This is a genomic window from Streptomyces sp. NPDC001985 (assembly GCF_040296845.1).
In the GTDB taxonomy this organism is placed as follows: Bacteria; Actinomycetota; Actinomycetes; order Streptomycetales; family Streptomycetaceae; genus Streptomyces.
The window spans coordinates 1-24,495 of sequence record NZ_JBEOYB010000082.1 but is presented as its reverse complement, the minus strand read 5'-3'; the positions used below and the strand labels follow the sequence as shown (position 1 = coordinate 24,495).

Annotated in this window: 20 protein-coding genes; 17 read left to right on the top strand and 3 right to left on the bottom strand. The window is 73.4% G+C overall.

The window, feature by feature from the left end; all coding sequences use genetic code 11:
- The first annotated feature begins 33 nt into the window (after positions 1 to 33).
- From ABT122_RS28460 to ABT122_RS28450, 3 genes are all read left to right on the top strand, one after another.
- Complete coding sequence (locus tag ABT122_RS28460; RefSeq protein ID WP_502976222.1) at positions 34 to 1,113, top strand: FecCD family ABC transporter permease; 1,080 nt, start codon at positions 34 to 36, stop codon at positions 1,111 to 1,113.
- A 20-nt stretch (positions 1,114 to 1,133) separates the two neighbouring features.
- A complete protein-coding gene (locus ABT122_RS28455) occupies positions 1,134 to 2,225 on the top strand; it encodes a FecCD family ABC transporter permease (protein WP_451066957.1) in 1,092 nt (363 codons plus the stop codon).
- Between the two features lie 62 nt (positions 2,226 to 2,287).
- Positions 2,288 to 3,097 (top strand): ABC transporter ATP-binding protein, encoded by an 810-nt coding sequence (locus ABT122_RS28450; RefSeq protein WP_351558116.1) that lies wholly within the window; start codon positions 2,288 to 2,290, stop codon positions 3,095 to 3,097.
- Between the two features lie 114 nt (positions 3,098 to 3,211).
- Here ABT122_RS28450 and ABT122_RS28445 read toward each other — a convergent pair whose 3' ends face one another.
- Positions 3,212 to 3,559, bottom strand: coding sequence for an SCP2 sterol-binding domain-containing protein (locus ABT122_RS28445; RefSeq protein WP_351558114.1), 348 nt, complete (start codon positions 3,557 to 3,559; stop codon positions 3,212 to 3,214).
- Positions 3,560 to 3,601: 42 nt separating this feature from the next.
- On the opposite strand from ABT122_RS28445, the gene ABT122_RS28440 reads away from it, so the two are divergent.
- The 5 genes from ABT122_RS28440 (at position 3,602) to ABT122_RS28420 (ending at position 8,933) form a co-directional block, all read left to right on the top strand.
- Positions 3,602 to 3,949, top strand: coding sequence for a hypothetical protein (locus ABT122_RS28440; protein ID WP_351558112.1), 348 nt, complete (start codon positions 3,602 to 3,604; stop codon positions 3,947 to 3,949).
- Between the two features lie 7 nt (positions 3,950 to 3,956).
- Complete coding sequence (locus tag ABT122_RS28435; protein ID WP_351558110.1) at positions 3,957 to 4,772, top strand: TlyA family RNA methyltransferase; 816 nt, start codon at positions 3,957 to 3,959, stop codon at positions 4,770 to 4,772.
- On the top strand, positions 4,769 to 5,683 hold the full coding sequence (locus ABT122_RS28430) for an NAD kinase (RefSeq protein ID WP_351558108.1): 915 nt from the start codon (positions 4,769 to 4,771) through the stop codon (positions 5,681 to 5,683). The genes ABT122_RS28435 and ABT122_RS28430 overlap by 4 nt, the downstream gene beginning before the upstream one ends.
- A gap of 161 nt (positions 5,684 to 5,844) precedes the next feature.
- On the top strand, positions 5,845 to 7,590 hold the full coding sequence (gene recN / locus ABT122_RS28425) for a DNA repair protein RecN (protein WP_351558106.1): 1,746 nt from the start codon (positions 5,845 to 5,847) through the stop codon (positions 7,588 to 7,590).
- Between the two features lie 293 nt (positions 7,591 to 7,883).
- Positions 7,884 to 8,933, top strand: a complete 1,050-nt coding sequence (locus ABT122_RS28420) for a glycosyltransferase family 4 protein (protein WP_351558104.1) — start codon at positions 7,884 to 7,886, stop codon at positions 8,931 to 8,933.
- 293 nt (positions 8,934 to 9,226) lie between these two features.
- Here ABT122_RS28420 and ABT122_RS28415 read toward each other — a convergent pair whose 3' ends face one another.
- Together ABT122_RS28415 and ABT122_RS28410 are read right to left on the bottom strand one after the other, a co-directional pair.
- Positions 9,227 to 10,858 (bottom strand): PucR family transcriptional regulator, encoded by a 1,632-nt coding sequence (locus ABT122_RS28415; RefSeq protein ID WP_351558103.1) that lies wholly within the window; start codon positions 10,856 to 10,858, stop codon positions 9,227 to 9,229.
- Between the two features lie 82 nt (positions 10,859 to 10,940).
- A complete protein-coding gene (locus tag ABT122_RS28410) occupies positions 10,941 to 12,743 on the bottom strand; it encodes a glycoside hydrolase family 15 protein (RefSeq protein WP_351558129.1) in 1,803 nt (600 codons plus the stop codon).
- A gap of 469 nt (positions 12,744 to 13,212) precedes the next feature.
- Between ABT122_RS28410 and pyrG the strand changes: the two genes are divergently transcribed.
- The 9 genes from pyrG (at position 13,213) to ABT122_RS28365 (ending at position 24,362) form a co-directional block, all read left to right on the top strand.
- A complete protein-coding gene (gene pyrG, locus ABT122_RS28405) occupies positions 13,213 to 14,862 on the top strand; it encodes a CTP synthase (protein ID WP_351558101.1) in 1,650 nt (549 codons plus the stop codon).
- Between the two features lie 80 nt (positions 14,863 to 14,942).
- On the top strand, positions 14,943 to 15,569 hold the full coding sequence (locus ABT122_RS28400) for an NUDIX domain-containing protein (RefSeq protein ID WP_351558099.1): 627 nt from the start codon (positions 14,943 to 14,945) through the stop codon (positions 15,567 to 15,569).
- Positions 15,570 to 15,999: 430 nt separating this feature from the next.
- Positions 16,000 to 18,024: a tetratricopeptide repeat protein gene (locus tag ABT122_RS28395; protein ID WP_351558097.1), complete on the top strand. Its 2,025-nt coding sequence runs from the start codon at positions 16,000 to 16,002 to the stop codon at positions 18,022 to 18,024.
- A gap of 162 nt (positions 18,025 to 18,186) precedes the next feature.
- The gene (ald, locus tag ABT122_RS28390; protein WP_351558127.1) at positions 18,187 to 19,302 is read left to right on the top strand and encodes an alanine dehydrogenase; all 1,116 of its coding nucleotides are present in this window, start codon (positions 18,187 to 18,189) and stop codon (positions 19,300 to 19,302) included.
- A gap of 498 nt (positions 19,303 to 19,800) precedes the next feature.
- Complete coding sequence (locus tag ABT122_RS28385; protein WP_392021576.1) at positions 19,801 to 20,826, top strand: ParA family protein; 1,026 nt, start codon at positions 19,801 to 19,803, stop codon at positions 20,824 to 20,826.
- Complete coding sequence (locus ABT122_RS28380; RefSeq protein WP_351558125.1) at positions 20,823 to 21,356, top strand: hypothetical protein; 534 nt, start codon at positions 20,823 to 20,825, stop codon at positions 21,354 to 21,356. The genes ABT122_RS28385 and ABT122_RS28380 overlap by 4 nt, the downstream gene beginning before the upstream one ends.
- A gap of 83 nt (positions 21,357 to 21,439) precedes the next feature.
- Positions 21,440 to 22,627, top strand: a complete 1,188-nt coding sequence (locus ABT122_RS28375) for a segregation and condensation protein A (RefSeq protein WP_351558093.1) — start codon at positions 21,440 to 21,442, stop codon at positions 22,625 to 22,627.
- Positions 22,624 to 23,253, top strand: a complete 630-nt coding sequence (scpB, locus tag ABT122_RS28370; RefSeq protein WP_451066951.1) for an SMC-Scp complex subunit ScpB — start codon at positions 22,624 to 22,626, stop codon at positions 23,251 to 23,253. The genes ABT122_RS28375 and scpB overlap by 4 nt, the downstream gene beginning before the upstream one ends.
- On the top strand, positions 23,253 to 24,362 hold the full coding sequence (locus ABT122_RS28365) for a pseudouridine synthase (protein WP_351558091.1): 1,110 nt from the start codon (positions 23,253 to 23,255) through the stop codon (positions 24,360 to 24,362). The genes scpB and ABT122_RS28365 overlap by 1 nt, the downstream gene beginning before the upstream one ends.
- Positions 24,363 to 24,495 lie beyond the last annotated feature (133 nt).

The window sequence follows — 24,495 nt, the reverse complement described above, 5'->3', positions numbered from 1 at the left end:
GGGGAAAAGAGGAGGGTAGGCTAACCTAACCTCGTGTTGGTCGACAGTGCGCAGGACCGTGCGGGGCCCCGATCCGGGTCCGCGCGGGCTCCAGCCCCCACCCCAGTCCCCGCCTCCGCCGGGCGCCATGCCCTGCGCGCCGCCGGGCTGTTGCTCTCCGTCGCCGTGCTGGTCCTGGTCTGTCTGGCGAGTATTTCGTTCGGTGCCAAATCGATACCGCTCGCCGATGTGTGGCAGGGGCTCTTCGCCCACTCGGGCAGCGGCAACGATGTGATCGTCCGTGAGGTGCGGGTGCCGAGGACCGTGCTCGGGGTGCTCGCCGGCGCCGCGCTGGGGGTCGCCGGCGCGGTGATGCAGGCGCTGACCCGCAATCCGCTCGCGGAGCCGGGACTGCTCGGTGTGAACGCGGGCGCGTCCGCCGCCGTGGTCACCGCCATCAGCTTCTTCGGGGTGACCTCGCTCACCGGCTATGTCTGGTTCGCCTTCCTCGGCGCCGGCGCCGTCTCCGTCCTGGTCTATGTCCTCGGCGGCAGCCGGGCCGCGAACCCGGTGCGCCTGGCGCTCGCCGGGACCGCCGCCAGCGCCGCGCTCTACGGCTATGTCAACGCCGTGCAGCTGCTGGACTCGGCCGCGCTGGACAAGCTGCGGTTCTGGACGGTCGGCTCGCTCGCGGCGGCCGACCCGGCGACCATCGCCAAGGTCGCGCCGTTCATCGGCGCGGGGGTGGTGCTCGCGCTGCTGCTCGCCCGGCCGCTGAACGCGATGGAGATGGGCGACGACACCGCCCGCGCCCTGGGCGCGCGTCCGGGGCGGACCCGGGCGCTCTCCATGCTCTGTGTGACGCTGCTCTGCGGGGCGGCCACCGCGGCCTGCGGGCCGATCGTCTTCGTCGGGCTGATGATCCCGCACCTGGTGCGCGCCATCACCGGGCCCGACATGCGGTGGATACTGCCGTACGCCATGGTGCTGGCGCCGGTGCTGCTGCTCGGCGCCGATGTCATCGGGCGGTTGGTGACCCGCCCGGCCGAGCTCCAGGTCGGTATCGTCACCGCGCTGCTGGGCGGGCCCGTCTTCATCCAGCTCGTACGCCGCCGAAGGATGGCCCAGCTGTGAGGACCGCCGTGAGGACCGCTGTGAGCGAGAAGACCGCCACCGGGGCAGCGGAGCCCGATGCGCTCGCCGGCTCCACCCGGAAGGTCCGCGCGGTGCGGACGGCGGGCGGGCTGTCCGTGCGGGTGGACCCGCGGGCCGCCGTCGTCGTGGTGCTGCTGACCGCCCTGGCCCTCGCGGCCTCCGTGGTCCTGCTCGGCACCGGGGACTTCAGGATCGCGCCCGGCGATGTGGTCGCCACCCTGTTCGGGCACGGCACCACCGCCCATGAGTTCGTCATCCACGAACTGAGGCTGCCGCGCGTCCTGGTCGGGCTGCTCGCCGGCGCCTGCCTCGCGCTCAGCGGCGCCGTCTTCCAGTCGCTGTCGCGCAATCCGCTGGGCAGCCCCGATGTGATCGGCTTCGGGCAGGGCGCGGCGGTGGGCGCGCTCACCGTCATCGTGCTCTTCCAGGGGAGCGCGGTCGCGGTCGCGGGCGGGGCGCTCGCCGGCGGGCTGCTGACCGGTGTCGCCGTCTATCTGCTGGCGTGGAAGCGCGGGGTCCACGGCTACCGGCTGGTCCTGGTCGGCATCGGCACCGCCGCCGTCCTCACCGCCGTCAACCACTATCTGATCACCAAGGCCAATCTGGCGGACGCCACCCGGGCCGTGCTGTGGATGACCGGCTCCCTGGAGGGCCGCGACTGGACACAGGTCTGGCCGCTGCTCGCGGTCTTCCTCGCCGCCGTACCGGTCCTCGCGGTGTACGGGCGTCCGCTGCGGGTCCTGGAGATGGGCGACGACGCCGCGCACGCGCTCGGGGTGCCCGTGGAGCGGGCCCGGCTCGTGCTGATGGCGTCGGGGGTGCTGCTGATGGCCGCCGCGACCGCCGCCTCCGGGCCGATCGCCTTCGTCGCCCTCAGCGCGCCCCAGCTGGCCCGCCGGCTGACCCGGGCCCCCGGCCCCGGTCTGGCCGCGGCGGCGGCGATGGGCGCGGCGCTGCTGCTCATCGCGGACTGGGCGGCCGGTACTGTCTTCGGCGACCGGAGTCTGCCGGTCGGTGTGGTGACGGCGGTGCTCGGCGGCTGCTATCTGCTCTGGCTGCTGGTCGCCGAACGCCGGGCGGGGCGGATATGAGGAGACCGGCCGGCGCGGCCCCAGCGGAATTCCCGAACCAACCATCCAGGAGCACCACCACCATGCAGCGTCTCACCGCGGAATCGGTCACCCTCGGCTACGACCAGCGGGTCATCGCCGAGAATCTCTCGGTGGAGATACCCGACAACTCCTTCACGGTGATCGTCGGTCCCAACGCCTGCGGCAAGTCCACCCTGCTGCGCGCCCTCTCGCGGATGCTGAAGCCCAGTGAGGGCCGGGTGCTGCTGGACGGGCAGGCCATTCACTCGATGCCCGCGAAGAAGGTGGCCCGGACCCTGGGTCTGCTGCCGCAGTCCTCGATCGCCCCCGACGGGATCACCGTCGCGGACCTCGTGGCCCGGGGCCGCTATCCGCACCAGGGGCTGCTGCGGCAGTGGTCGCCCGAGGACGAGCGGATCGTCCAGGAGTCGATGGCCGCCACCGGCGTCGGCACCCTGGCCGAGCGCTATGTCGACGAGCTCTCCGGCGGACAGCGCCAGCGCGTCTGGATCGCGATGGCGCTGGCCCAGCAGACTCCGCTGCTGCTGCTGGACGAGCCCACGACCTTCCTCGACATCCAGCACCAGCTGGAGGTCCTCGACCTCTGCGCCGAGCTGCACGAGACACAGGGCCGGACCCTGGTGGCGGTGCTCCACGACCTCAACCAGGCCGCGCGGTACGCCACCCATCTCGTCGCCCTCCACGAGGGCCGGATCGTCGCCGAGGGCGCGCCGTCCGACGTGGTCACGGCGGAGCTGGTGGAGCGGGTCTTCGGGGTGCGGAGCCAGGTCATCGACGACCCGGAGTCCGGTACGCCGCTGGTGGTTCCGGTGGCGCGGAAGCGGGCCGCGACGGCCGGCAAGGCCCGCTGAGCCCGCAGGGCCGGGCGCCCGGCCCCCGCGGCACCCGGAGCGGCGGCCCCGGCGGTCCCGCCCTCGGCCGTGGCCCCGCCCCGGGCGGCCGGTCCGGCGCGGCGGCCCCAGCCGCTAGAGCAGCGACCTCAGCCGCAGCAGATCGCGGAAACCGGCCTCCAGACGCACCCGGCCCGAGGCCCACGCCCGCGCGAAGTCCAGCTCGCCGTCGACCATCGCCACCAGGTCGTCCCCGGTCATCGCGAGCCGGATCTGCGCCTTGTCGCGCGGCGGGCCCTCCAGGGTGTCCATCACCGTGATACCGCCGCCCTGGAGCCGGCCGGTGAAGGTGATGTCCAGATCCCTGATGTGGCAGCTGAGGGAGCGGTCGAGCGCAACGGCGCTGCGTACATCGCCGTTCGCCCGCAGGAGATTGTCACTGAGTCTGCTGAGTGCGCTGCGGCACTCTTCCGTCGTCGCCATCGTGATCGACGGTACCGCAGGGCTTCGCGGTAGCGTCTGGGCATGAGCGACTCGATGCCGGGCCCCCGGGTCCCCGCACCTCAGAGCGGGCCCGGGGACCCCACCGCCGACGTCCGGGAGGACCTCCCCGGGCACCCCGGGCCCGCCGCCGACCCCGCGGCGCCCGCGCCCCTCGGCGTCCCCCTCGTCCCCACCGGCGACGCCGGGGTGGACACCCTGCTGACCCGCCTCGCCGACGCCGACCACCTCCCCGCGGACGGACACCCCGAGGTGTACGAGGATGTACACCGGGGGCTGCGTTCCGCGCTGACCTCCCTCGACGCACCTCCCGCGCCGCCGCCCGCCCCCCGGGCGCCGGCGCCCTCACCCTCGTACAACCACAGGAGCTGAACCGAACGTGGCAGGAGCCGCCCGCCGCCGTCTCGACGCCGAACTGGTGCGCCGCAGCCTGGCGCGCTCGCGCGAGCACGCCAGCCAGCTGATCGCCGCCGGGCGGGTCACCGTGGGCGGCGCCGCCGCCACCAAGGCCGCCACCCAGGTCGAGACCGCCGCCGCCATCGTCGTCACCGCCGACGACGGCGACCCCGACTACGTCTCGCGCGGCGGCCACAAGCTCGCCGGGGCGCTCGCTGCCTTCGGGCCCCTCGGGCTGACGGTCACCGGCCGGCGGGCCCTGGACGCCGGGGCGTCCACCGGCGGCTTCACCGATGTGCTGCTGCGCGCGGGCGCGGCCCATGTCGTCGCCGTGGACGTCGGCTACGGACAGCTCGCCTGGTCGCTCCAGAGCGACGACCGGGTGACCGTGAAGGACCGCACGAACGTCCGCGAGCTGACCGTGGAGACGATCGGCGGCGAGCCGGTCGACCTGGTCGTGGGGGACCTCTCCTTCATTCCGCTCGGGCTCGTGCTGCCGGCGCTGGCCGGCTGCGCGGGGCCCGGCGCCGATCTGGTGCTGATGGTCAAACCGCAGTTCGAGGTGGGCCGGGAGCGCCTCGGCAGCGGGGGTGTGGTGCGCAGCGCCGATTTGCGCGCGGAGACGGTGCGGACCGTGGCCGGGCAGGCCGCGGAGCTGGGCCTCGGGGTGCTGGGAGTCACCGCCAGCCCGCTCCCCGGGCCGTCCGGGAACGTCGAGTACTTTCTGTGGCTCCGGGCCGGCGCGCCCGAGCTTGATCCGGCGGACGTCGACCGAGCAGTGGCGGAGGGACCTCGTTGACCAGACCAGACACGACATCGGCCCGCAGGGTGTTCCTGCTCGCGCACACCGGCCGCCCGGCCGCCATCCGCAGCGCCGAACTCGTCGTCCAGGGGCTGCTCCGCTGCGGCCTCGGGGTGCGGGTGCTGGAGGCGGAGGCCGCCGATCTGCCGCTGCCGCCGTCCGTGGAGACCGTTCCCGAGGCCACCCCGGAGGCGCTGGACGGCTGTGAACTGCTCATTGTGCTCGGCGGCGACGGGACGCTGCTGCGGGGCGCGGCCTTCGCCCGCGCGTCCGGGGTGCCGATGCTCGGCGTCAATCTGGGGCGCGTCGGCTTTCTCGCGGAGGCGGAGCGCGACGACCTCGACAAGGTCGTCGACCGGGTCGTCACCCGGGAGTACGAGGTCGAGGAGCGGATGACCATCGATGTCGTCGTGCTCAGCAACGGCGAGATCGTCCACCGCGACTGGGCGCTCAACGAGGCCGCCGTGCAGAAGGTGTCGCCCGAGCGGATGCTGGAGGCGGTCCTGGAGATCGACGGCCGCCCGGTCACCGCCTTCGGCTGCGACGGCATCGTCTGCGCCACGCCCACCGGCTCGACCGCGTACGCCTTCTCGGCCGGCGGTCCGGTGGTCTGGCCCGAGGTGGAGGCGCTGCTGATGGTTCCGATCAGCGCCCACGCCCTGTTCGCCAAGCCGCTGGTGACCGCTCCGACCTCGGTCCTCGCGGTGGAGGTCCAGCCGCACACCCCGCACGGCGTCCTCTGGTGCGACGGCCGCCGGTCGGTGGAACTGCCGCCCGGGGCGCGGGTGGAGGTCCGCCGGGGCGCTGTGCCGGTACGGCTGGCGCGGCTGCACCACGCCTCCTTCACGGACCGGCTGGTGGCGAAGTTCGCGCTGCCGGTCTCCGGGTGGCGGGGCGCGCCGCGCTGATCGGTCCCGGGGCGCCGGGCCCGCTCCGGCTCGTCCGCGCCGGGCCCGGCCCTGGCGCGGACGATCATCAGTTCGGGTGATCCGGCGCCGGGCCCGCGGTGGCCCGGGAGGGGAGCGGACGGGGTCGGCGTCGCACCGCACGGCCGAAACCTCGTATGGTCGTGTCCGTGTTGGAGGAGATGAGGATACGGTCGCTCGGGGTCATCGACGACGCTGTCGTCGAGCTGTCGCCCGGTTTCACCGCGGTGACCGGCGAGACGGGCGCCGGCAAGACCATGGTCGTCACCAGCCTGGGGCTGCTGCTCGGCGGGCGGGCCGATCCGGCGCTGGTGCGGATCGGTGCCAAGTCGGCGGTGGTGGAGGGCCGGATCGGGGTCGCCGCCGGCGGACCCGCCGCGCTGCGGGCCGAGGAGGCGGGCGCCGAACTCGACGACGGCACCCTCCTCGTCAGCAGGACCGTGTCGGCGGAGGGCCGCTCCCGGGCGCACCTCGGCGGGCGGTCCGTGCCGGTGGGGGTGCTCGCGGAACTCGCCGACGAACTCGTCGCCGTCCACGGCCAGACCGACCAGCAGGGGCTGCTGCGCCCGGCCCGGCAGCGCGAGGCGCTCGACCGGTACGCCGGCGGGGCGCTCACCGGCCCCCTCAAGGAGTACGCCGCCGCCTACCGAGGGCTGCGCGCCGTCTCCGCCGAACTCGCCGAGCTGACCACCCGGGCCAGGGAGCGCGCCCAGGAGGCGGATCTGCTGCGGTTCGGACTGGACGAGATCGCCGCGGTCGAACCCCGCGCCGGGGAGGATGTGGAGCTGGCCGCCGAGGCCGAGCGGCTCGGCCACGCCGAGGCCCTCGCCTCGGCGGCGGCCCTCGCCCACACGGCGCTGGTGGGCAATCCCGAGGACCCCGAGGGCATCGACGCGACGACCCTCGTCTCGGGCGCCGGGCGGGCCCTGGACTCCGTGCGCTCCCACGACGCCGCGCTCGCCGCGCTCGCCGACCGGGTGGGTGAGGTCTCCATCCTCCTCGCCGACGCCGCGGGGGACCTCGCCGGATACGCGGCGAACCTGGACGCCGACCCCCGCAGGCTCGCCGCCGTCGAGGAGCGCAGAGCGGCGCTGACCACGCTCACCCGCAAGTACGGGGAGAGCATTGACGCCGTTCTCGCCTGGTCGCAGGAGGGCGCCGCCCGCCTCACCGAGCTGGACGGCGACGACGACCGGATCGGGGAGCTGACGGCCGAGCGGGACGCCCTGCGCGGCGAACTCGCCACCCTGGCCGGGGCGCTGACCGGGGTACGGACGGAGGCCGCGGCCCGGTTCGCCGAGGCCGTCACCGGGGAGCTGGCGTCGCTCGCGATGCCGCACGCCCGGGTGTCGTTCGCGCTCCGGCGGAACGAGTGCGCGGACGAGGCCGCCGGAGTCGAGATCGACGGGCGCACGGTCGCGTACGGTCCGCACGGCGTCGACGAGGTCGAGCTGCTCCTCGCCCCGCACCCGGGAGCGCCGCCCCGGCCGATCGCGAAGGGCGCGTCCGGCGGCGAGCTGTCGCGGGTGATGCTCGCGGTGGAGGTGGTGTTCGCCGGGACCGACCCCGTGCCGACCTATCTCTTCGACGAGGTCGACGCCGGGGTCGGCGGCAAGGCGGCGGTCGAGATCGGCCGGCGCCTCGCCAAGCTCGCCAGGACCGCGCAGGTGGTCGTGGTGACGCATCTGCCGCAGGTGGCGGCCTTCGCCGACCGCCAGCTGCTGGTGGAGAAGACCCACGACGGCTCGGTGACCCGCAGCGGTGTCACCGTGCTGGAGGGCGAGGCCCGGGTGCGCGAGCTGTCGCGGATGCTGGCCGGCCAGGAGGACTCCCGGGCCGCGCGCGCCCACGCGGAGGAGCTGCTCGCGGCGGCACGCGGCGAGGGGTGAGGCCCCGGGGCCGTCCCCGGAGTGTGGTGGCCCGAGGCCCCGCGGCCCCCGCCGGCCCGGTGTCGTACGGGACGCCGCTCCGGTGCGCCCGCCGGGGCCCCCGCGACACGGGCAGGGCCGGCGCGGTGATCGGGGCGGCGGTGTGCGGGACGGCGGTGTACGGGACGGCGGTGTACGGGACGGGACCAGCCGGTCCGCCGGTTCACCCGGGTGAGTGATCCAGGGGCCGGTACGGCTCGCTCTGGGCACCCGGTCGGTGCCGGAACGTGCGTACGGACTGGCATTCTTGCCGGGTGACACAGCTGCGTACGGTCCAGGTGCTGGGCGGCGGGAGTGCGGGAAGCAGCGCCCATGTCCGGTCGCTGGCCGCGGGGCTGGTGGCGCGGGGCGTGCGGGTGACCGTGTGCGCCCCGCCCGAACTGGAACGCCTCTACGACTTCCCGGGCGCCGGGGCGCACTTCGCACCCGCCGGCGCGCTCCGCGCGGAGTGCGCCGGGGCCGATCTGGTGCACGCGCACGGGCTCCGGGCCGCGGTACGGGCCGCGCTCGCCCTCAGCGGGCTGCGGATACCGCTCGTGGTCACCTGGCACACCCGGGCGCCGGACGACGGGGCCCGGGGGCGGGTGGTGCGGTTGCTGGAGCGGCGGGCGGCGCGCGCGTCGGCGGTGCTGCTCGGGACCTGCTCCGAACTGGTCGACCGGGCCCGTGGGCTCGGCGCCCGTGACGCCCGGCTCGCCCCGCTGGCCCTGCCCGCCTCCCAGGGGCCCGTGGCGGCCGGGGCGGCGGAGGTCCGGGCCCGACTGGACGCGGGGGAGCGGCCGTTGGTGCTGGCGGTGGGGAACCTGGAGCCGGGCCGGGGGTACGGGACGCTGCTCGACGCCGCCGAGTGGTGGCGGCTGCTCGACCCCGTGCCGCTGGTGGTGATCGCCGGGGAGGGGCGGGAGCGGGCGGCGCTGGAGCGGCGCATCGGCGCGGAGCGGCTGCCGGTGCGGCTGCTGGGCCGCCGGGACGACATCGCCGAACTGCTCGCGGCGGCCGAGGTCGCGGTCCTCCCCAGCCGCTGGGAGGCGCGTTCCCCGCTCGCCCAGGAGGCCCTGCGGATGGGCGTCCCCCTGGTCGCCACGGCGGTGGGCGGGGTGCCCGAGCTGGTGGGGGAGGCGGCGGAGCTGGTGCCGTACGGGGACGCCGGGGCGCTGGCGGGGGCGGTGGCGGGGTTGTTGGGGGACGGGGAGCGGCGGGAGGAGCTGAGGAGGGCGGGGAGGGTGCAGGCGGCGGGGTGGCAGACGGAGGACGAGACGGTGGTGCAGGTCTTGAGCGTCTACGACGAGTTGGTGTCGCGCTGACCCGTGCGCCCGGGCCCGGAGCCGCCTCCGGGCCCCGGGGAGGGGCGCCCCGCACGGCGTCGGGCCCGGGTCGGGGGCCGGCCCCCGAACCCCCGCTCCTCAATCGCCGGAGGGGCTGAATGCGGGGCTTCCCGTTCGTCGGAGGGCTGAGTGTGTGCGGCTCAGTGGCCGGGGGGCGGCTTCCGGGTTTCGGTTTCTCGACTGCCGGAGGGGCTGGATGTGCGGCTTCCCGTTCGCCGGAGGGGCTTGATGTGCGGCCTCCCGTTCCTCGGAGGGGCTGATCCCGGTGTGGCTCAGTGGCCGGGGAGGTGGCGGCGGGCCTGGAGGGCGAGGGTGAGGGTGAGGACCGTCTGGGGGTCGTCGAGGTCGGCGGAGAGGAGGTCGGCGATGCGCGCCAGGCGGTTGTAGAGCGTCTGGCGGTTCAGATGCAGCTCGCGGGCGGTCTCCGCCTTGCGGCCCGCATGGGCGAGATACGCCTCCAGCGTCGGCAGCAGCACCGGCCGCGACACCGCGTCGTGCTCCCGCAGACCCCCCAGCGCCCGCCCCACGAACCCCGCCAGATCCGGCTCCCCCCGCAGCCGCCACAGCAGCAGCTCCGTGTCCAGCCGCCGCGCGTCGTACCAGGGCCGGTCGGGCAGCCCCTCCGCGGCGGTCGCGGTCTCGGCCGTGTGGCGCAGCCCCGCCGGCATCTGCTCCCAGCCGCCCGCCGTCCCCACCACCACGACCTGCGGCCGGCCCCCCACCCGCTCCACCCCGGCCCGCAGCGCTCCCGCCACCCGCTCGGCGACCGCGTCCCGAGTGTCGTCCGCGTCCGCGCGCGACCCCAGCCCCACCAGCAGCGGAACCCGCCCTTCCACCGGGCGTACCCCCAGCAGCACCGGCACCCCCACCGCCGACAGCTCCTCCTGCACGGCATGGGCCAGCGGTGCCCAGGCCCCGGGCGGCGGCGACAGCCGCATCACCACCGGCAGCAGTGGCCCGTCCCCCGGCCGGAACCCCAGCACCCGGGCCTGCGCGGGCGCGTCCCCCGCGGTGATCCGGCCCTCCGCGAGGTCGGTGAGGAAGTCGCCCCGGCCCCGCGCCGCCAGCTCCTCCTCCTGGCGTGCCTGCATCAGCACCACCGCCAGCAGCCCCGCCGCCCGCTCGGCCGCCATCCGGTGGACCTCCAGCAGCGGGGAGCCGACGGCCGGCAGCACCAGCCGGGCACGGACCGCCGCCGCTCCCTGTCCGCCGCCGGGCACATCCACCAGGAGCGTTCCGGCCGGCGGCGACTCCCGGGCGGCGGGCTGACCGCGCAGCCCCTCCCAGATCTGGAGCGGATCGACCCCGGCCGGCTCGGCAGCCGGCCCCGCCGCGTACAGCAGCCGCCCGTCGGGGGTCTCCAGCAGCACCGGGTTGGCGGTGAAGTCGGCGAGAATCCGCAGGACCCGCGGCACCCCGCCGCCGTCGAGCAGCGCCCGGGTGCAGTGCAGATGGACGTCCTCGGCGCGCCGCAGCAGCGCGTAGTGCCCATGGACGATCTCGGTGTGGATCTCCTCGGTGACCGCGACGAACGGCACCTCCCGGTGCAGCTGGACCAGCGGCAGCCCGGCGGCGCGGGCGGTCTCCACGAGCGCGGCGGGCAGCCGGCTGAACCGGGTGCCCAGCTCCACCACGAGCGCCGCGATCCCCCGGTCGGCGAGGCGGCGGACGAACGCCCGCTGCTCGGCGGGCCGGGTCCCGAGCCCGAGCCCGGTGGTCAGGAGCAGCTCCCCGCCCTTGAGGAGGGAGGCGATATGGGGCACCTCGCCCGCGTGCACCCAGCGCACGGTGCGCTGGAGCCGCTCCGCGCCCGCGACGACCTCGGGCAGCCCCGAGCGCAGGCCGGGCAGCTCCAGTGCCCTGCGTACGGTGATACCGCCCTGGGGTTCGCCTCGGGTCTCCACGGAACTGGTGCCTCGCGCTTCACTCGGTCGACGGGCTGACCTGGGACGCTACCCGGCCGGCCCGCCCACCGGGGCCCTGGCCCTACCCTCCGTACGCCCCCGACGCGGTCAGCCGCAGCGCCGTGTCGATCAGCGGCACATGGCTGAAGGCCTGCGGGAAGTTCCCCACCTGCCGCTGGAGCCGCGGGTCCCACTCCTCCGCCAGCAGCCCCAGATCATTGCGGAGCGCCAGCAGCCGTTCGAAGAGCTTGCGGGCCTCGTCCACCCGCCCGATCATCGCGAGGTCGTCCGCCATCCAGAAGGAGCAGGCGAGGAAGGCACCCTCGTCGCCCTCCAGGCCGTCCACTCCGGCGTCGCCGCCGGAGGTGGGGTAGCGCAGGATGAAGCCGTCCTCGGTGGACAGCTCCCGCTGGATCGCCTCGATGGTGCCGATGACCCGCTTGTCGTCCGGTGGCAGGAAGCCCATCTGCGGGATGAGGAGCAGCGAGGCGTCCAGCTCCTTGGAGCCGTACGACTGGGTGAAGGTGTTCCGCTCGGGGTCGTACCCCTTCTCGCAGACATCGCGGTGGATCTCGTCGCGCAGATCGCGCCACCGGTCCAGCGGTCCGTCCGCGTCCCCGGACTCGATCAGTTTGATCGTCCGGTCGACGGCCACCCAGGCCATCACCTTGGAGTGGACGAAGTGGCGGCGCGGCCCGCGCACCTCCCAGATGCCCTCGTCGGGTTCGTTCCAGTGCTTCTCCAGGTACTGGATCAGCCGGAGCTGGAGCAGCGAGGCGTAGTCGTTGCGCGCGAGGCCCGTCATATGGGCCAGGTGCAGCGCCTCGGTGACCTCTCCGTAGACATCCAGCTGGAGCTGGTGGGCCGCGCCGTTGCCGACGCGCACCGGGCCGGAGTTCTCATAGCCCGGCAGCCAGTCCAGCTCCGCCTCGCCCAGCTCGCGCTCGCCCGCGATGCCGTACATGATCTGGAGGTTCTCCGGATCGCCGGCGACGGCGCGCAGCAGCCATTCGCGCCAGGCGAGGGCCTCCTCGCGGTAGCCGGTGCGCAGCAGGGAGGAGAGGGTGATCGCCGCGTCCCGGAGCCAGGTGTAGCGGTAGTCCCAGTTCCGTACGCCCCCGATCTCCTCCGGGAGGGAGGTGGTGGGGGCGGCGACGATTCCGCCGGTGGGTGCGTAGGTCAGGGCCTTGAGGGTGATCAGCGAGCGGATCACGGCCTCGCGGTAGGGCCCGTGGTACGTACAGTGCTCCACCCACTCGCGCCAGAACTCGTCCGTCGCGTCCAGCGACGCCTCGGGCTCGGGGAGCGCGGGCGGCTGGTGGTGGGAGGGCTGCCAGCTGATGGTGAAGGCGACCCGTTCACCGGGTGAGACGGTGAAGTCGGAGTAGGTGGTGAGGTCCTTGCCGTAGGTCTCGGCCTCGGTGTCCAGCCAGACCGAGTCGGGTCCGGCGACGGCCACCGTGCGGCTGTCGACCTTGTGGACCCAGGGGGTGATCCGTCCGTAGCTGAAGCGCATCCGCAGCGCGGAGCGCATCGGCACCCGTCCGGATACCCCCTCCACGATTCTGATCAGCTGCGGAGCCCCGTCCCGCGGCGGCATGAAGTCGGTCACACGGACCGTGCCGCGCGGTGTGTCCCACTCCGACTCCAGGATCAGGGAGTCACCGCGATACCGCCGCCGGTCCGCCGCGGGCGGCTCGGCGTGTGCGGGATGGGCGGGACCCATTCTCCAGAATCCGTGCTCCTCGGTACCGAGCAGCCCGGCAAAGACGGCATGCGAGTCGAAGCGCGGCAGGCACAGCCAGTCGGCGGTGCCGTCGCGGCAGACCAGTGCGGCGGTCTGCATGTCTCCGATGAGTGCGTAATCCTCGATGCGCCCGGCCACGTGCATCTCCAGTCGAACGGCCATGTCCGCCCCTCGGGGCGCTTACTGGCGTCAAGGGTCGCGGACGAGCCTGGGGTCACGGGTTGAATCCGGGGATGTCGCTTTTGGCCTGTGTCACCCGTCGCCCACCACCACCCTGCTCAATTGAGCGCGCCCCTGCGCGTTTCTCTTCAAAGCGAGTGTCCGAGCAGGATACGACGCACCGGAGAGATCCGCGTGGCGGTCTCGACAACCCGAGTACTCCGAACGGGTGAGCCAAGGGTGAATGCCTGGTGAGAGAGGTACAGGAGTGGCTGCGCGTGGCCGGGAGCGGCCACCGTTTGTCGCTGATACCCTGGTACCCCGTGGACCGGTGGCAGGCCTGTGCTCAGCAGGAGCCCCGCAACCGCAGCGACGGCGCCCCCCTGAACAGCCGGGAGGCCGCCGGTACGCACCTCACCCTCGCGACCACGGGAGCCCCCTCTTGGCGATGCCGCCCAAATCCATGACGACCAAGCACATCTTCGTCACCGGGGGTGTCGCCTCCTCCCTCGGCAAGGGCCTGACGGCCTCCAGCCTGGGTGCGCTGCTGAAGGCACGGGGCCTCAAGGTCACGATGCAGAAGCTCGACCCCTATCTGAACGTCGACCCCGGCACGATGAACCCGTTCCAGCACGGTGAGGTGTTCGTCACCAACGACGGCGCCGAGACCGACCTGGACATCGGTCACTACGAGCGCTTCCTCGACGTCGACCTCGACGGCTCCGCCAATGTCACCACCGGGCAGATCTATTCCCAGGTGATTGCGAAGGAGCGGCGGGGCGAGTACCTGGGCGACACCGTCCAGGTCATCCCGCACATCACCAACGAGATCAAGCACCGCATCCGCCGGATGGCGACCGACGACGTGGATGTCGTGATCACCGAGGTCGGCGGCACGGTCGGCGACATCGAGTCGCTGCCGTTCCTGGAGACCGTCCGCCAGGTCCGCCACGAGGTCGGCCGGGACAATGTCTTCGTCGTCCACATCTCGCTGCTGCCCTACATCGGCCCCTCCGGCGAGCTGAAGACCAAGCCCACCCAGCACTCGGTGGCCGCCCTGCGGAACATCGGCATCCAGCCGGACGCCATCGTGCTGCGCGCCGACCGCGATGTGCCGATCGCCATCAAGCGCAAGATCTCCCTGATGTGCGACGTGGACGAGGCGGCGGTCATCGCCTGCCCCGACGCGCCCTCCATCTACGACATCCCCAAGGTCGTCCACACCGAGGGCCTGGACGCCTATGTCGTCCGCAAGCTGGATCTGCCCTTCCGCGATGTGGACTGGACGACCTGGGACGACCTGCTGGACCGGGTGCACAACCCCGACCACGAGGTCACGATCGCCCTGGTCGGCAAGTACATCGACCTGCCCGACGCCTATCTCTCGGTGACCGAGGCGCTGCGCGCCGGCGGTTTCGCGAACCGGGCCCGGGTCAAGGTCAAGTGGGTCACCTCCGACGACTGCAAGACCCCGGCGGGCGCCGCCCGGCAGCTGGCCGACGTCGACGCGGTCTGCATCCCCGGCGGCTTCGGCGACCGGGGTGTCAGCGGCAAGGTCGGCGCGATCCAGTACGCCCGGGAGAACCGCGTCCCGCTGCTCGGGCTCTGCCTGGGCCTCCAGTGCATCGTGATCGAGGCGGCCCGGAACCTGGCCGGCATCCCCGACGCGAACTCCACCGAGTTCGACGCCGCCACCGGCCACCCGGTGATCTCCACGATGGAGGAGCAGCTGGCGTACGTCGAGGGCGCGGGCGACCTCGGCGGCACCATGCGCCTCGGGCTCTACCCGGCGAAGCTCGCCGAGGGCTCGATCGTCCGCGAGGTCTACGCGGACCAGCCGTATGTGGAGGAGCGCCACCGCCACCGCTACGAGGTGAACAACGCGTACCGCGCCGAGCTGGAGAAGAAGGCGGGCATCGTCTTCTCCGGCACCAGCCCGGACAACAAGCTCGTCGAGTACGTCGAGTACCCGCGCGAGACGCACCCCTACCTGGTCGCCACCCAGGCGCACCCGGAGCTGACCTCCCGCCCGACCCGCCCGCACCCGCTCTTCGCGGGTCTGGTGAAGGCCGCGGTGGAGCGCAAGACAGGGGAGTGACTCCCAGGCGCTACCGTTGACCGGGGTACGTATCGATGTGTCGATACGTACCCCGGTCTATTTGCGGGAGGACGACAGACATGGCCATCAAGGACACCCCCGAGGAGTGGCGGGTCACCGCCACCTCGACCCCGTTCCGGGGCAACAAGACCAGTGTCCGCACGGACGATGTGGTCATGCCCGACGGCTCGGTCCACCGGCGCGACTACCAGGTCCACCCCGGCTCGGTGGCCGTGCTCGCCCTCGACGACGACGGGCGGGTGGTGGTGCTGCGCCAGTACCGGCACCCCGTGCGGCAGAAGCTCTGGGAGATTCCGGCGGGGCTGCTCGACATCCCGGGGGAGAACCCCTTGCACGCGGCGCAGCGCGAGCTGTACGAGGAGGCCCATGTGAAGGCCGAGACGTGGCGGGTGCTGACGGATGTGTACACCACGCCCGGGGGGTGCGACGAGGCGGTACGGATCTTTCTCGCGCGGGATCTCTCGGCGGCGGAGGGGGAGCGGTACGAGGTGTCGGAGGAGGAGGCCGACATGGAGCTGGGGAGGGTGGAGCTGGGGGAGCTGGTGACGGGGGTGCTGGCCGGGGAGCTGCACAACACGTGTCTGGTGACGGGGGTGCTGGCGGCTGCGGCGGCGCTGGCGGGGGAGGGGTTCGAGGCTCTCCGCCCGGCTGATTCCCCGTGGCCGGCGCGCCCCTTCGTCTCCTGACCCCCGGGGTGCCGCTTCCGGCGGGCCCGCCACTCGCGGACACCCTCCGGCGCCCCGGGTGCCCCCGCCCGAGCGTCTCCAGCGCCTGTCCGGGGGCGCCTCCCGGAGGGAGCTCCGGGGAGTGTGAGGACGGGCCCCGCACCACGGGTGACCCGCACGGTGCGGGCCTCGGTCGGGGGCCGGCCCCCGAGCCCCCGCGTCTCAATCGCCGGCGGGGCTGGGTTTGCCCGGGTTTCCGGCGGGGCTGGGTGCTGCCAGGTGCCCGGGAATGTCCGATCAATAGGATCATCGGGCAATCCGATTGATCCGATCAGGCGATATGACGGACACGCTCCCCCCATTTCGTCGCAGAGAGTGAACTACTCTCGGAACGCCCGTGCGGACCCCCTGCGGGCTCAGCAGGTGCACGGACTGGACGGGAGCATGGCCCGTGGCGGATCAGGCGGTGGAGTCGGGCGGCCGGGCCGGAGCGCCCGGGGAGCAGTTCTTCGGCCGGCAGCGTGAGCTGAAATCCCTTCAGGGCGACATCGAACGCGCCGGCCTCGACACCATCGCCGGCCGCAAGGCCCCCCGCGCCCGGGTCCTCCTCATCGCCGGCCGCCCCGGCTCCGGGCGCAGCGCCCTCGCCCGGCAGCTGATCGACCGGGTCGCCGACGGCTACCCGGACGGCGTGCTGAGCGCCCGCCTCACCGAGCCCGACGGCCGGCGCGTCCCCACCGAGGAGACCGCCCGCGGCCTCCTCGGCGACCTCGGCATCCAGGGCCCCCCGGGCGCCGACGAGGACGAGCTGTCCCAGCTCGTCCGCGAGGCGCTCGCCGGCCGCCGCGCCGTCCTCCTCCTGGACGACGCGGCCGACGCCGAACAGGTCGACCCCCTGCTCCCCGACGACTGCGGCTGTCTGGTCGTCGCCGTCTCCTCCGGCCCGCTGACCGGAATCCCCGATGTCCGCCCCTGCACCCTCGGCGGCATGGACGCCAAGGCCGCCATCGAGCTGCTCGCCACCTTCACCGGATCGGTCCGGATCACCGTCGACCCCCAGGCCGCCGAATCCGTCGCCGAGGAGTGCGGCGGGCTGCCCGCCGCCCTGGTCCTGGTCGGCGGCTGGCTCGCCGCCCGGCCGAAACTCTCCGTCGCCGACGCCACCCGCCAACTGCGCGCCCTCCCCGACGACGGCGACCAGCCCCAGGCCGTCCGCCCCCTGGCCCGCGCCTTCCGGCTGGTGTACGAGTCCCTGCCGGCGTCCCCCGCCCGGCTGCTGCGGCTGCTCACCCTCGCCCCCGCCCAGCTCGCCGACGCGCACACGGCGTCCGCGCTGGCCGGCTGCGCGGTGCCGGACGCCCAGGACGCGCTGGACGGCTTCACGGCCATGGGGCTGCTGCACCGGGAGGGCGACCAGTACCGGGTCCCCGGTGCCCTGCTGCCGCTGGTGGGCGCGGTCCGCGAGAGCACCGACAAACCCGCCGACGTGCAGGTGGCGCGGGCCAGGATGCTGGAGCGCGCGGTCCGCAGGCTCCAGTCCTGCCGGGCCGTGACCGAGCCGGAGAGCGCCCCCGCCCGCAAGGCCCTCGCCGCCATGCCGCGCCCCCTGCGGTTCGAGAGCCCGGAGGCGGCCGGGCGGTGGCTGCGCGCCCGGCAGTCCTCGCTGCTGGCCGCCGCGCGGGTCGCGGTCGCCGACGGCGAGCTGGACACCCTGGCCCGGCGGCTGGTCGCCGCGCTGGTGCGGGCGCTGGCCGCGCACCGGGGCACCGACGCCGCCGCCCCCGAGCTGTACGGACTGCACCGGCTGGTCCTCGGGGTGGCCGAGCGCCGGGGGCTGCACCGCGAGGCCGCCGCCGCCCTGCTCAACCTCGCCGACCTGGACGCCAGAACCGGCCGTACCGCCGACGCGCTGACCCGCTACCGCGCCGCGCTGGACGCCGGACGCGCGGCGAACGACCCCTACGCGACCGGCCGTGCGATGGAATCCGTCGGCGGCGCCTACCAGGAGCTGGGCGACTGGCACCGGGCGTCCGACTGGTACGGCAGGGCGCTCGCGCAGCGCCAGGCCCGGGGCGAGCGCGCGGACGAGGCCCGGCTGTACGGGCGTCTGGGCACCGCCCACACCTACGCGGGCCGCTACGGCGAGGCGCTGCGCAACTGGCGGGCCGCGGTCGCGGGTTACCGCAGGGTGGGCGACCTCCCCTCCCAGGCGCGGGCGCTGAGCGAGGTCGCCCGGGTGCAGGAGTACGCCGGCCGGCCCCAGGAGTCGCTGCACACCTGCCACGAGGCGGTGGAGTGGGCCCGGCGCGCCGGGGACCGCCGCCTCCAGGCGGCGCTCCAGCTCCGGCTGGCCGACACCCTGGAGCGGCTCGGCGACCCGGCGGCGGCCGGGCTGCACCGCACCACCGCCGAACGGCTCCTGGAAGCGGAGGACGAAGAGTCGGAGATCGGCGGGCTCAGCCTACGAAATCCGTAGCGTCACGCACGAAGATTAATGGTTTGTAAGGCTAGACAGCGGGAATTCCTTCATTAGACTGGCTCCACCGCGTCATTCCCCGTGGTGTCTTCCGGTGCGCCCGGAAAGTCCCCCATCTGCTGGATTCCCCCTGTATCCCCTGAGCCAAGGACCGTGATCGACGTGAAGGTCGGCATCCCCCGCGAGGTCAAGAACAACGAGTTCCGGGTGGCGATCACCCCCGCCGGAGTGCACGAGCTGGTGCGCCACGGCCACGAGGTCGTCATCGAGCAGAACGCCGGCCTGGGCTCCTCGATCACGGACGAGGAGTACCTCGCCGCCGGTGCGCGCATCCTCCCCACCGCCGACGAGGTCTGGGCCACCGCCGACCTGCTGCTGAAGGTCAAGGAGCCGATCGCCGAGGAGTACCACCGCCTCCGCAAGGACCAGACCCTCTTCACCTACCTCCACCTCGCCGCCTCCCGCGCCTGCACCGACGCGCTGCTGGAGTCCGGCACCACGGCCATCGCGTACGAGACGGTGGAGACGGCCGGCCGCGCCCTGCCGCTGCTGGCCCCCATGTCCGAGGTCGCGGGCCGGCTGGCCCCCCAGGTCGGCGCCTACCACCTGATGCGCTCGGCCGGCGGCCGGGGCGTCCTGCCCGGCGGAGTCCCCGGTACGCACCCGAGCCGCGCCGTCGTCATCGGCGGCGGTGTCTCCGGCTGGAACGCCGCGCAGATCGCCATCGGCATGGGCTTCCAGGTCACCCTGCTGGACCGGGACATCAACAAGCTCCGCGAGGCGGACAAGATCTTCGGCACCCGGGTGCGGACGATCGTCTCCAACGCCTACGAGCTGGAGAAGGCCGTTGTCGAGGCCGACCTCGTCATCGGCGCCGTGCTCATCCCCGGGGCCAAGGCCCCGAAGCTGGTCACCAACGAGCTGGTCGCCAGGATGAAGCCCGGAAGTGTCCTTGTCGACATCGCGATCGACCAGGGCGGCTGCTTCGAGGACTCCCACCCGACCACCCACGCCGAGCCGACCTTCATGGTCCACAACTCGGTCTTCTACTGCGTCGCCAACATGCCGGGCGCGGTCCCGCACACCTCGACCCACGCGCTCACCAACGCCACGCTGCCGTACATAGTCGAACTGGCCAACCGGGGCTGGGTGGAGGCGCTCCGCCGGGACCCGGCGCTGGCCCTGGGCCTCAACACCCACGACGGAGAGGTCGTCTACGGCCCGGTCGCCGAGGCCCACGGACTGCCCCGCACCGACCTGGCCGCGCTCCTCGGCTGACGGACCCGCCGAGGTCAACGCACCCGTCAACATCGTGCCCCCGGCCGGACCTTGCTGCGCGAGGTCCGGCCGCGGGTGTGTCCGGGTGGGGGCCGCGCGGTTCAACTCGCCTTGAACGCAACCCTTCAACCGATTCGCGCACCCCGGAAAGCGCTCGGCCCACCCCTCCACGAATGGCCGCACACCCTTGACAGAAGGGTGTTCCGTTGCCGACACATCGGGTCCGGTCCGGTGGATTGTGTTGCTGCGGAGCGGTGACACGCCATAGAGTCGCCAACCGTCGGCATGGTGCCACGCTGACCTATCGATAAAGTCCTGGTCACATCCAAGGAGGTAAGACGACTTGTGAATGAGTCGACATTTACTCCCGGAGGTGGTCACGCGGTAACGCCTGTACGGGGACAGAGCCCGTCGTCCGGGCTGGGTGCTGTCGGCTCCGTAGCTGTCCGGACCTTCGCGACACGCCAGGACACCACGCACATGACGACAGCCCACACGATGAAGATGACGGACGGCCAACACGTGAACGCCACGGCCGGCAACGAGAGTGGCCGAGAGTCCACCCACTTCGCCGCCTACGAGGAAGTCCCCGAGGGGCACTTCTACGACCCCGACGCCGAGTACGAGCCCGATCCGGAGTACGCGGCCACCCTGGCCCCCGACGCCGCGCGCCAGCGCCGCGAGCGGATCGGCCCCACCGGGCGGCCCCTCCCGTACTTCCCGATCCCGGGCCCGCTGACCGACCACGGCCCCGCGAAGATCATCGCGATGTGCAACCAGAAGGGCGGCGTGGGCAAGACCACGTCCACCATCAATCTGGGCGCCGCGCTCGCGGAGTACGGACGGCGCGTCCTGCTCGTCGACTTCGACCCGCAGGGTGCCCTGTCGGTCGGCCTCGGCGTCAATCCGATGGAGCTGGACCTCACGGTCTACAACCTGCTCATGGAGCGGGGCATGTCGGCGGACGAGGTGCTGCTGAAGACCGCGGTGCCCAACATGGACCTGCTGCCGAGCAATATCGACTTGTCGGCGGCCGAGGTCCAGTTGGTGAGCGAGGTCGCGCGCGAGTCGACACTCCAGCGCGCGCTCAAGCCGCTGCTGCCGGACTACGACTACATCGTGATCGACTGCCAGCCCTCGCTGGGTCTGCTCACGGTCAACGCGCTGACCGCGGCCCACAAGGTGATCGTGCCGCTGGAGTGCGAGTTCTTCGCGCTGCGCGGAGTCGCGCTGCTGACCGAGACCATCGAGAAGGTCCAGGAGCGGCTCAACCCCGACCTGGAGCTGGACGGCATCCTCGCCACGATGTACGACTCGCGCACCGTGCACAGCCGCGAGGTGCTCGCGCGCGTGGTGGAGGCCTTCGACGACCACGTCTACCACACGGTCATCGGCCGCACCGTGCGCTTCCCCGAGACCACGGTGGCCGGCGAGCCGATCACCACCTACGCCTCCAACTCGGTCGGCGCGGCAGCCTACCGCCAGCTCGCCAGGGAGGTGCTCGCCCGGTGTCACGCCGAGTGAGTCTCCCGGGGGCCGATGAGCTGTTCCGCACCACCGGGGGGATGGCGCTCCAGCCGTCGTCGCCGCGCCGGCAGGCGAACGGCGAGCCCGCCAGGGTGCCCGCACCCGCGGGCGAGGGCGACCGGCAGACCGGTCCCGAGCCCCAGGAGCACGCGGCGGCCGAAGCGGAGACCGGCGTGGAGGGCCGCAGCCGGGCCCAGGAGCCCGCGGCACAGCCCCCGCCCTCCGTTGCCAAGCCCCGGCGCTCCCAGGCCCCTCAGGAGCCCGCTGCGGCTCCCGGGCGGCGCGGCAGGGGCCGCGGCGCCAACCGCCGCCCCAGCGGCCGTGAGCGGCACGACGAGAAGATCACGGTCTATGTCTCCGCCGAGGAGCTGATGGACCTCGAACACGCGCGGCTGGTGCTGCGCGGCGAGCACGGGCTCGCGGTCGACCGCGGCCGTATCGTGCGCGAGGCGGTGGCCGTGGTGCTGGCGGATCTGGAACAGCGCGGCGACGCGAGCATTCTCGTACGGCGTCTGCGGGGCCGCTGAGGGTAGCCTGCGCGCTGCCCCTGCCCGACCTCTCCGGACCGTCCGCGCCGCCGGCCGTACCGTCCGCCCCTGTTTGGACCGCGATGCCCCCGACCGACCCGTCCCGCCCGCCGCGCCGCGCCCTGGGCCGGGGCCCGGGAGCCGCGCCGCCGCCCGCGCCGGGTGATCCGGGTGAGCCCGTCGAGCCGACGCGACCGGACGAGCCCGAAGAGCCGACGCGACCGGTGGAGCCGCCCGCGCCCGCCCTGCCGCCCGCGCCCGCCCTGCCGCCCGCGCCCGCCCTGCCGGCCGTTCCCGCCCTGCCGCCCGCGCCGAGCGCGGTCGCGGAGCCGGACGAGCCGGGTGCGCCGGAGGAGCCGGAGCGGTACGTCACAGGGGACACGCCGGAGGCCCCCGCCGCGCACCCGCTCCCGGAGGACGCGCCCGCGTCCGAGGCGCCCGGCACCGGTGGAGCACCCCCCGACCGCGACCGCCGGTTCACCGTGCGGCTCGCGAACTTCGAGGGCCCCTTCGACCTGCTCCTCCAGCTCATCTCCAGGCACAAGCTCGATGTGACCGAGGTCGCCCTCTCCCGGGTCACCGACGAGTTCATGACCCACATCCGCGCCATGGGCGGCGACGGCGACCTCGACCAGACCACCGAGTTCCTGGTCGTCGCCGCCACCCTCCTGGACCTCAAGGCCGCCCGGCTGCTCCCCGTCGCCCGGATCGAGGACGAGGCCGATCTCGCGCTCCTGGAGGCCCGGGACCTGCTCTTCGCCCGGCTGCTCCAGTACCGCGCGTACAAGCGGATCGCCGAGATCCTCGGGGAGCGGCTGGTGACGGAGGGCCGCCGCCACCCCCGTACCGTCGGCCTGGAACCCCACCACGCCGAGCTGCTCCCCGAGGTCGTGATCAGCATCGGGCCCGAGGGGTTCGCCCGGCTCGCGGCGAAGGCCCTGATGCCGAAGCCGCCGCCGGAGATCCGTGTCGACCACATCCACGCGCCGCTGGTCAGCGTCCGGGAGCAGGCGGGGATCGTGGTCGCCCTGCTGCGCGAGCGGGGGAGCGCCGTCTTCGCGGAGCTGGTGGCGGGCGCCGGGGACACCCTCACCGTCGTCGCCAGGTTCCTCGCCCTGCTGGAGCTGTACCGGGACCGGGCCGTCGCCCTCGACCAGCCCGACCCCCTCGGCGAGCTGCTGGTCACCTGGACCGGCGGCGGCCCCGGCGCCACCGTCACCGTCACCGATGAGTTCGACCGAGCACCCGACACCGCGAAGGACCCGGCGTGAGCGATCTGAAGCCCGCCCTCGAAGCCGTACTGATGGTCGTCGACGAACCGGCCGGCGAGGAGCACCTCGCCAAGATCCTGGAGCATCCGCGCCGGGCCGTCGCCGACGCCCTGCGCGAGCTGGCCGACGAGTACACCCTCCAGGGCCGGGGCTTCGAGCTGCGGTCCGTCGCGGGCGGCTGGCGCTTCTACTCCCGGTCCGAGCACTCCTGGGCCGTCGAGCGCTTCGTCCTCGACGGCCAGCAGGCCCGGCTCACCCAGGCCGCCCTGGAGACCCTCGCGGTGGTCGCGTACCGCCAGCCCGTCAGCCGCTCCCGTGTCTCCGCGGTGCGCGGAGTGAACTGCGACGGTGTGCTCCGCACCCTCCTCCAGCGCGGTCTGGTGGAGGAGGCGGGCGCGGAACCCGAAACAGGTGCGATCCTGTACAGGACGACGAACTACTTTCTGGAGCGGATGGGCCTGCGAGGCCTGGACGAGCTGCCGGAGCCGGCGCCCTTCCTCCCCGAGGCGGACGCGATCGAGGCCGAGACGCAGGAAGGCGTAACGTTGTTCGATCCGGACGCTCCGGAGGCTGATGCAGACCGACAGCCAGACCGACATCCAGACAATCCAACGACGGAACTTTGATGCGAAGCAGCGGCAGGAACAGCAGCGGGAACAGCGGCGGCGGCAAGAGCGGCGGGCGCGGAGACCACCGGGGTGCCGGTGGGGGCGCCTCCCGGCCGAGGGCTGGGGGTGGCCGCGACGACAGCAAGCAGAAGCGCGCCGACAAGCCCCGTCCCGAGGAGCGCCGCTACGACGTGGGCGGTTCCTCCGAGGGACCGCGCAAGGGGCGCGGCGCGGCGGCCCGCGGCGGCGCCAAGGGCGGTCCGAAGCAGTCCCCCCAGCGCGGTGGCGGCCGCAGCGGGTACGCGCCCGCGCGCTCCCGTGAGTACGACGCCCGCACCGAGGAGCGCAACCGCGAGCGCTACGCGGACAAGCCGCAGGTCAAGACCCCCAAGACCTTCGGTGACCAGGAGGGTGAGCGGCTCCAGAAGGTGCTCGCCAGGGCCGGTATGGGCTCCCGGCGCGCCTGCGAGGAGCTGATCGAGGCGGGCAGGGTCGAGCTGAACGGCTCCATCGTCGTCGAGCAGGGGGTGCGGGTCGACCCCGACAAGGACGAGATCAAGGTCGACGGCCTGACCGTCGCCACCCAGTCCCACCTCTTCTTCGCGCTGAACAAGCCGGCCGGTGTCGTCTCCACCATGGAGGACCCCGACGGCCGCCAGTGCCTCGGCGACTACGTCACCAACCGCGAGACCCGCCTCTTCCACGTGGGCCGGCTCGACACGGAGACCGAGGGCATCATCCTGCTCACCAACCACGGCGAGCTGGCCCACCGTCTCACCCACCCCAAGTACGGCGTGAAGAAGACCTATCTCGCCGCCATCCAGGGCCCCCTGCCGCGCGAGATCGGCAAGCGCCTCAAGGACGGCATCCAGCTGGAGGACGGCTACGCCCGCGCGGACCACTTCCGCGTCGTGGAGAACACCGGCAAGAACTACCTGGTCGAGGTCACCCTTCACGAGGGCCGCAAGCACATCGTCCGCCGGATGCTGGCCGAGGCCGGCTTCCCGGTCGACAAGCTGGTGCGCACCGCCTTCGGGCCGATCGCGCTCGGCGACCAGAAGTCCGGCTGGCTGCGCCGGCTGACCAACACCGAGGTCGGCATGCTGATGAGGGAAGTCGGGCTGTAGCAGCCCCCGGCGGACCCGAGCGGTCCGCCCCGCACCGCACGGCGGAAGCCCGCGACCGGACCCGGTCGCGGGCGTGCAGCGGCGTGTGGGAGTGAAGCCCCACAAGATTTTGTAAAATTAAAAGTAAATGGAG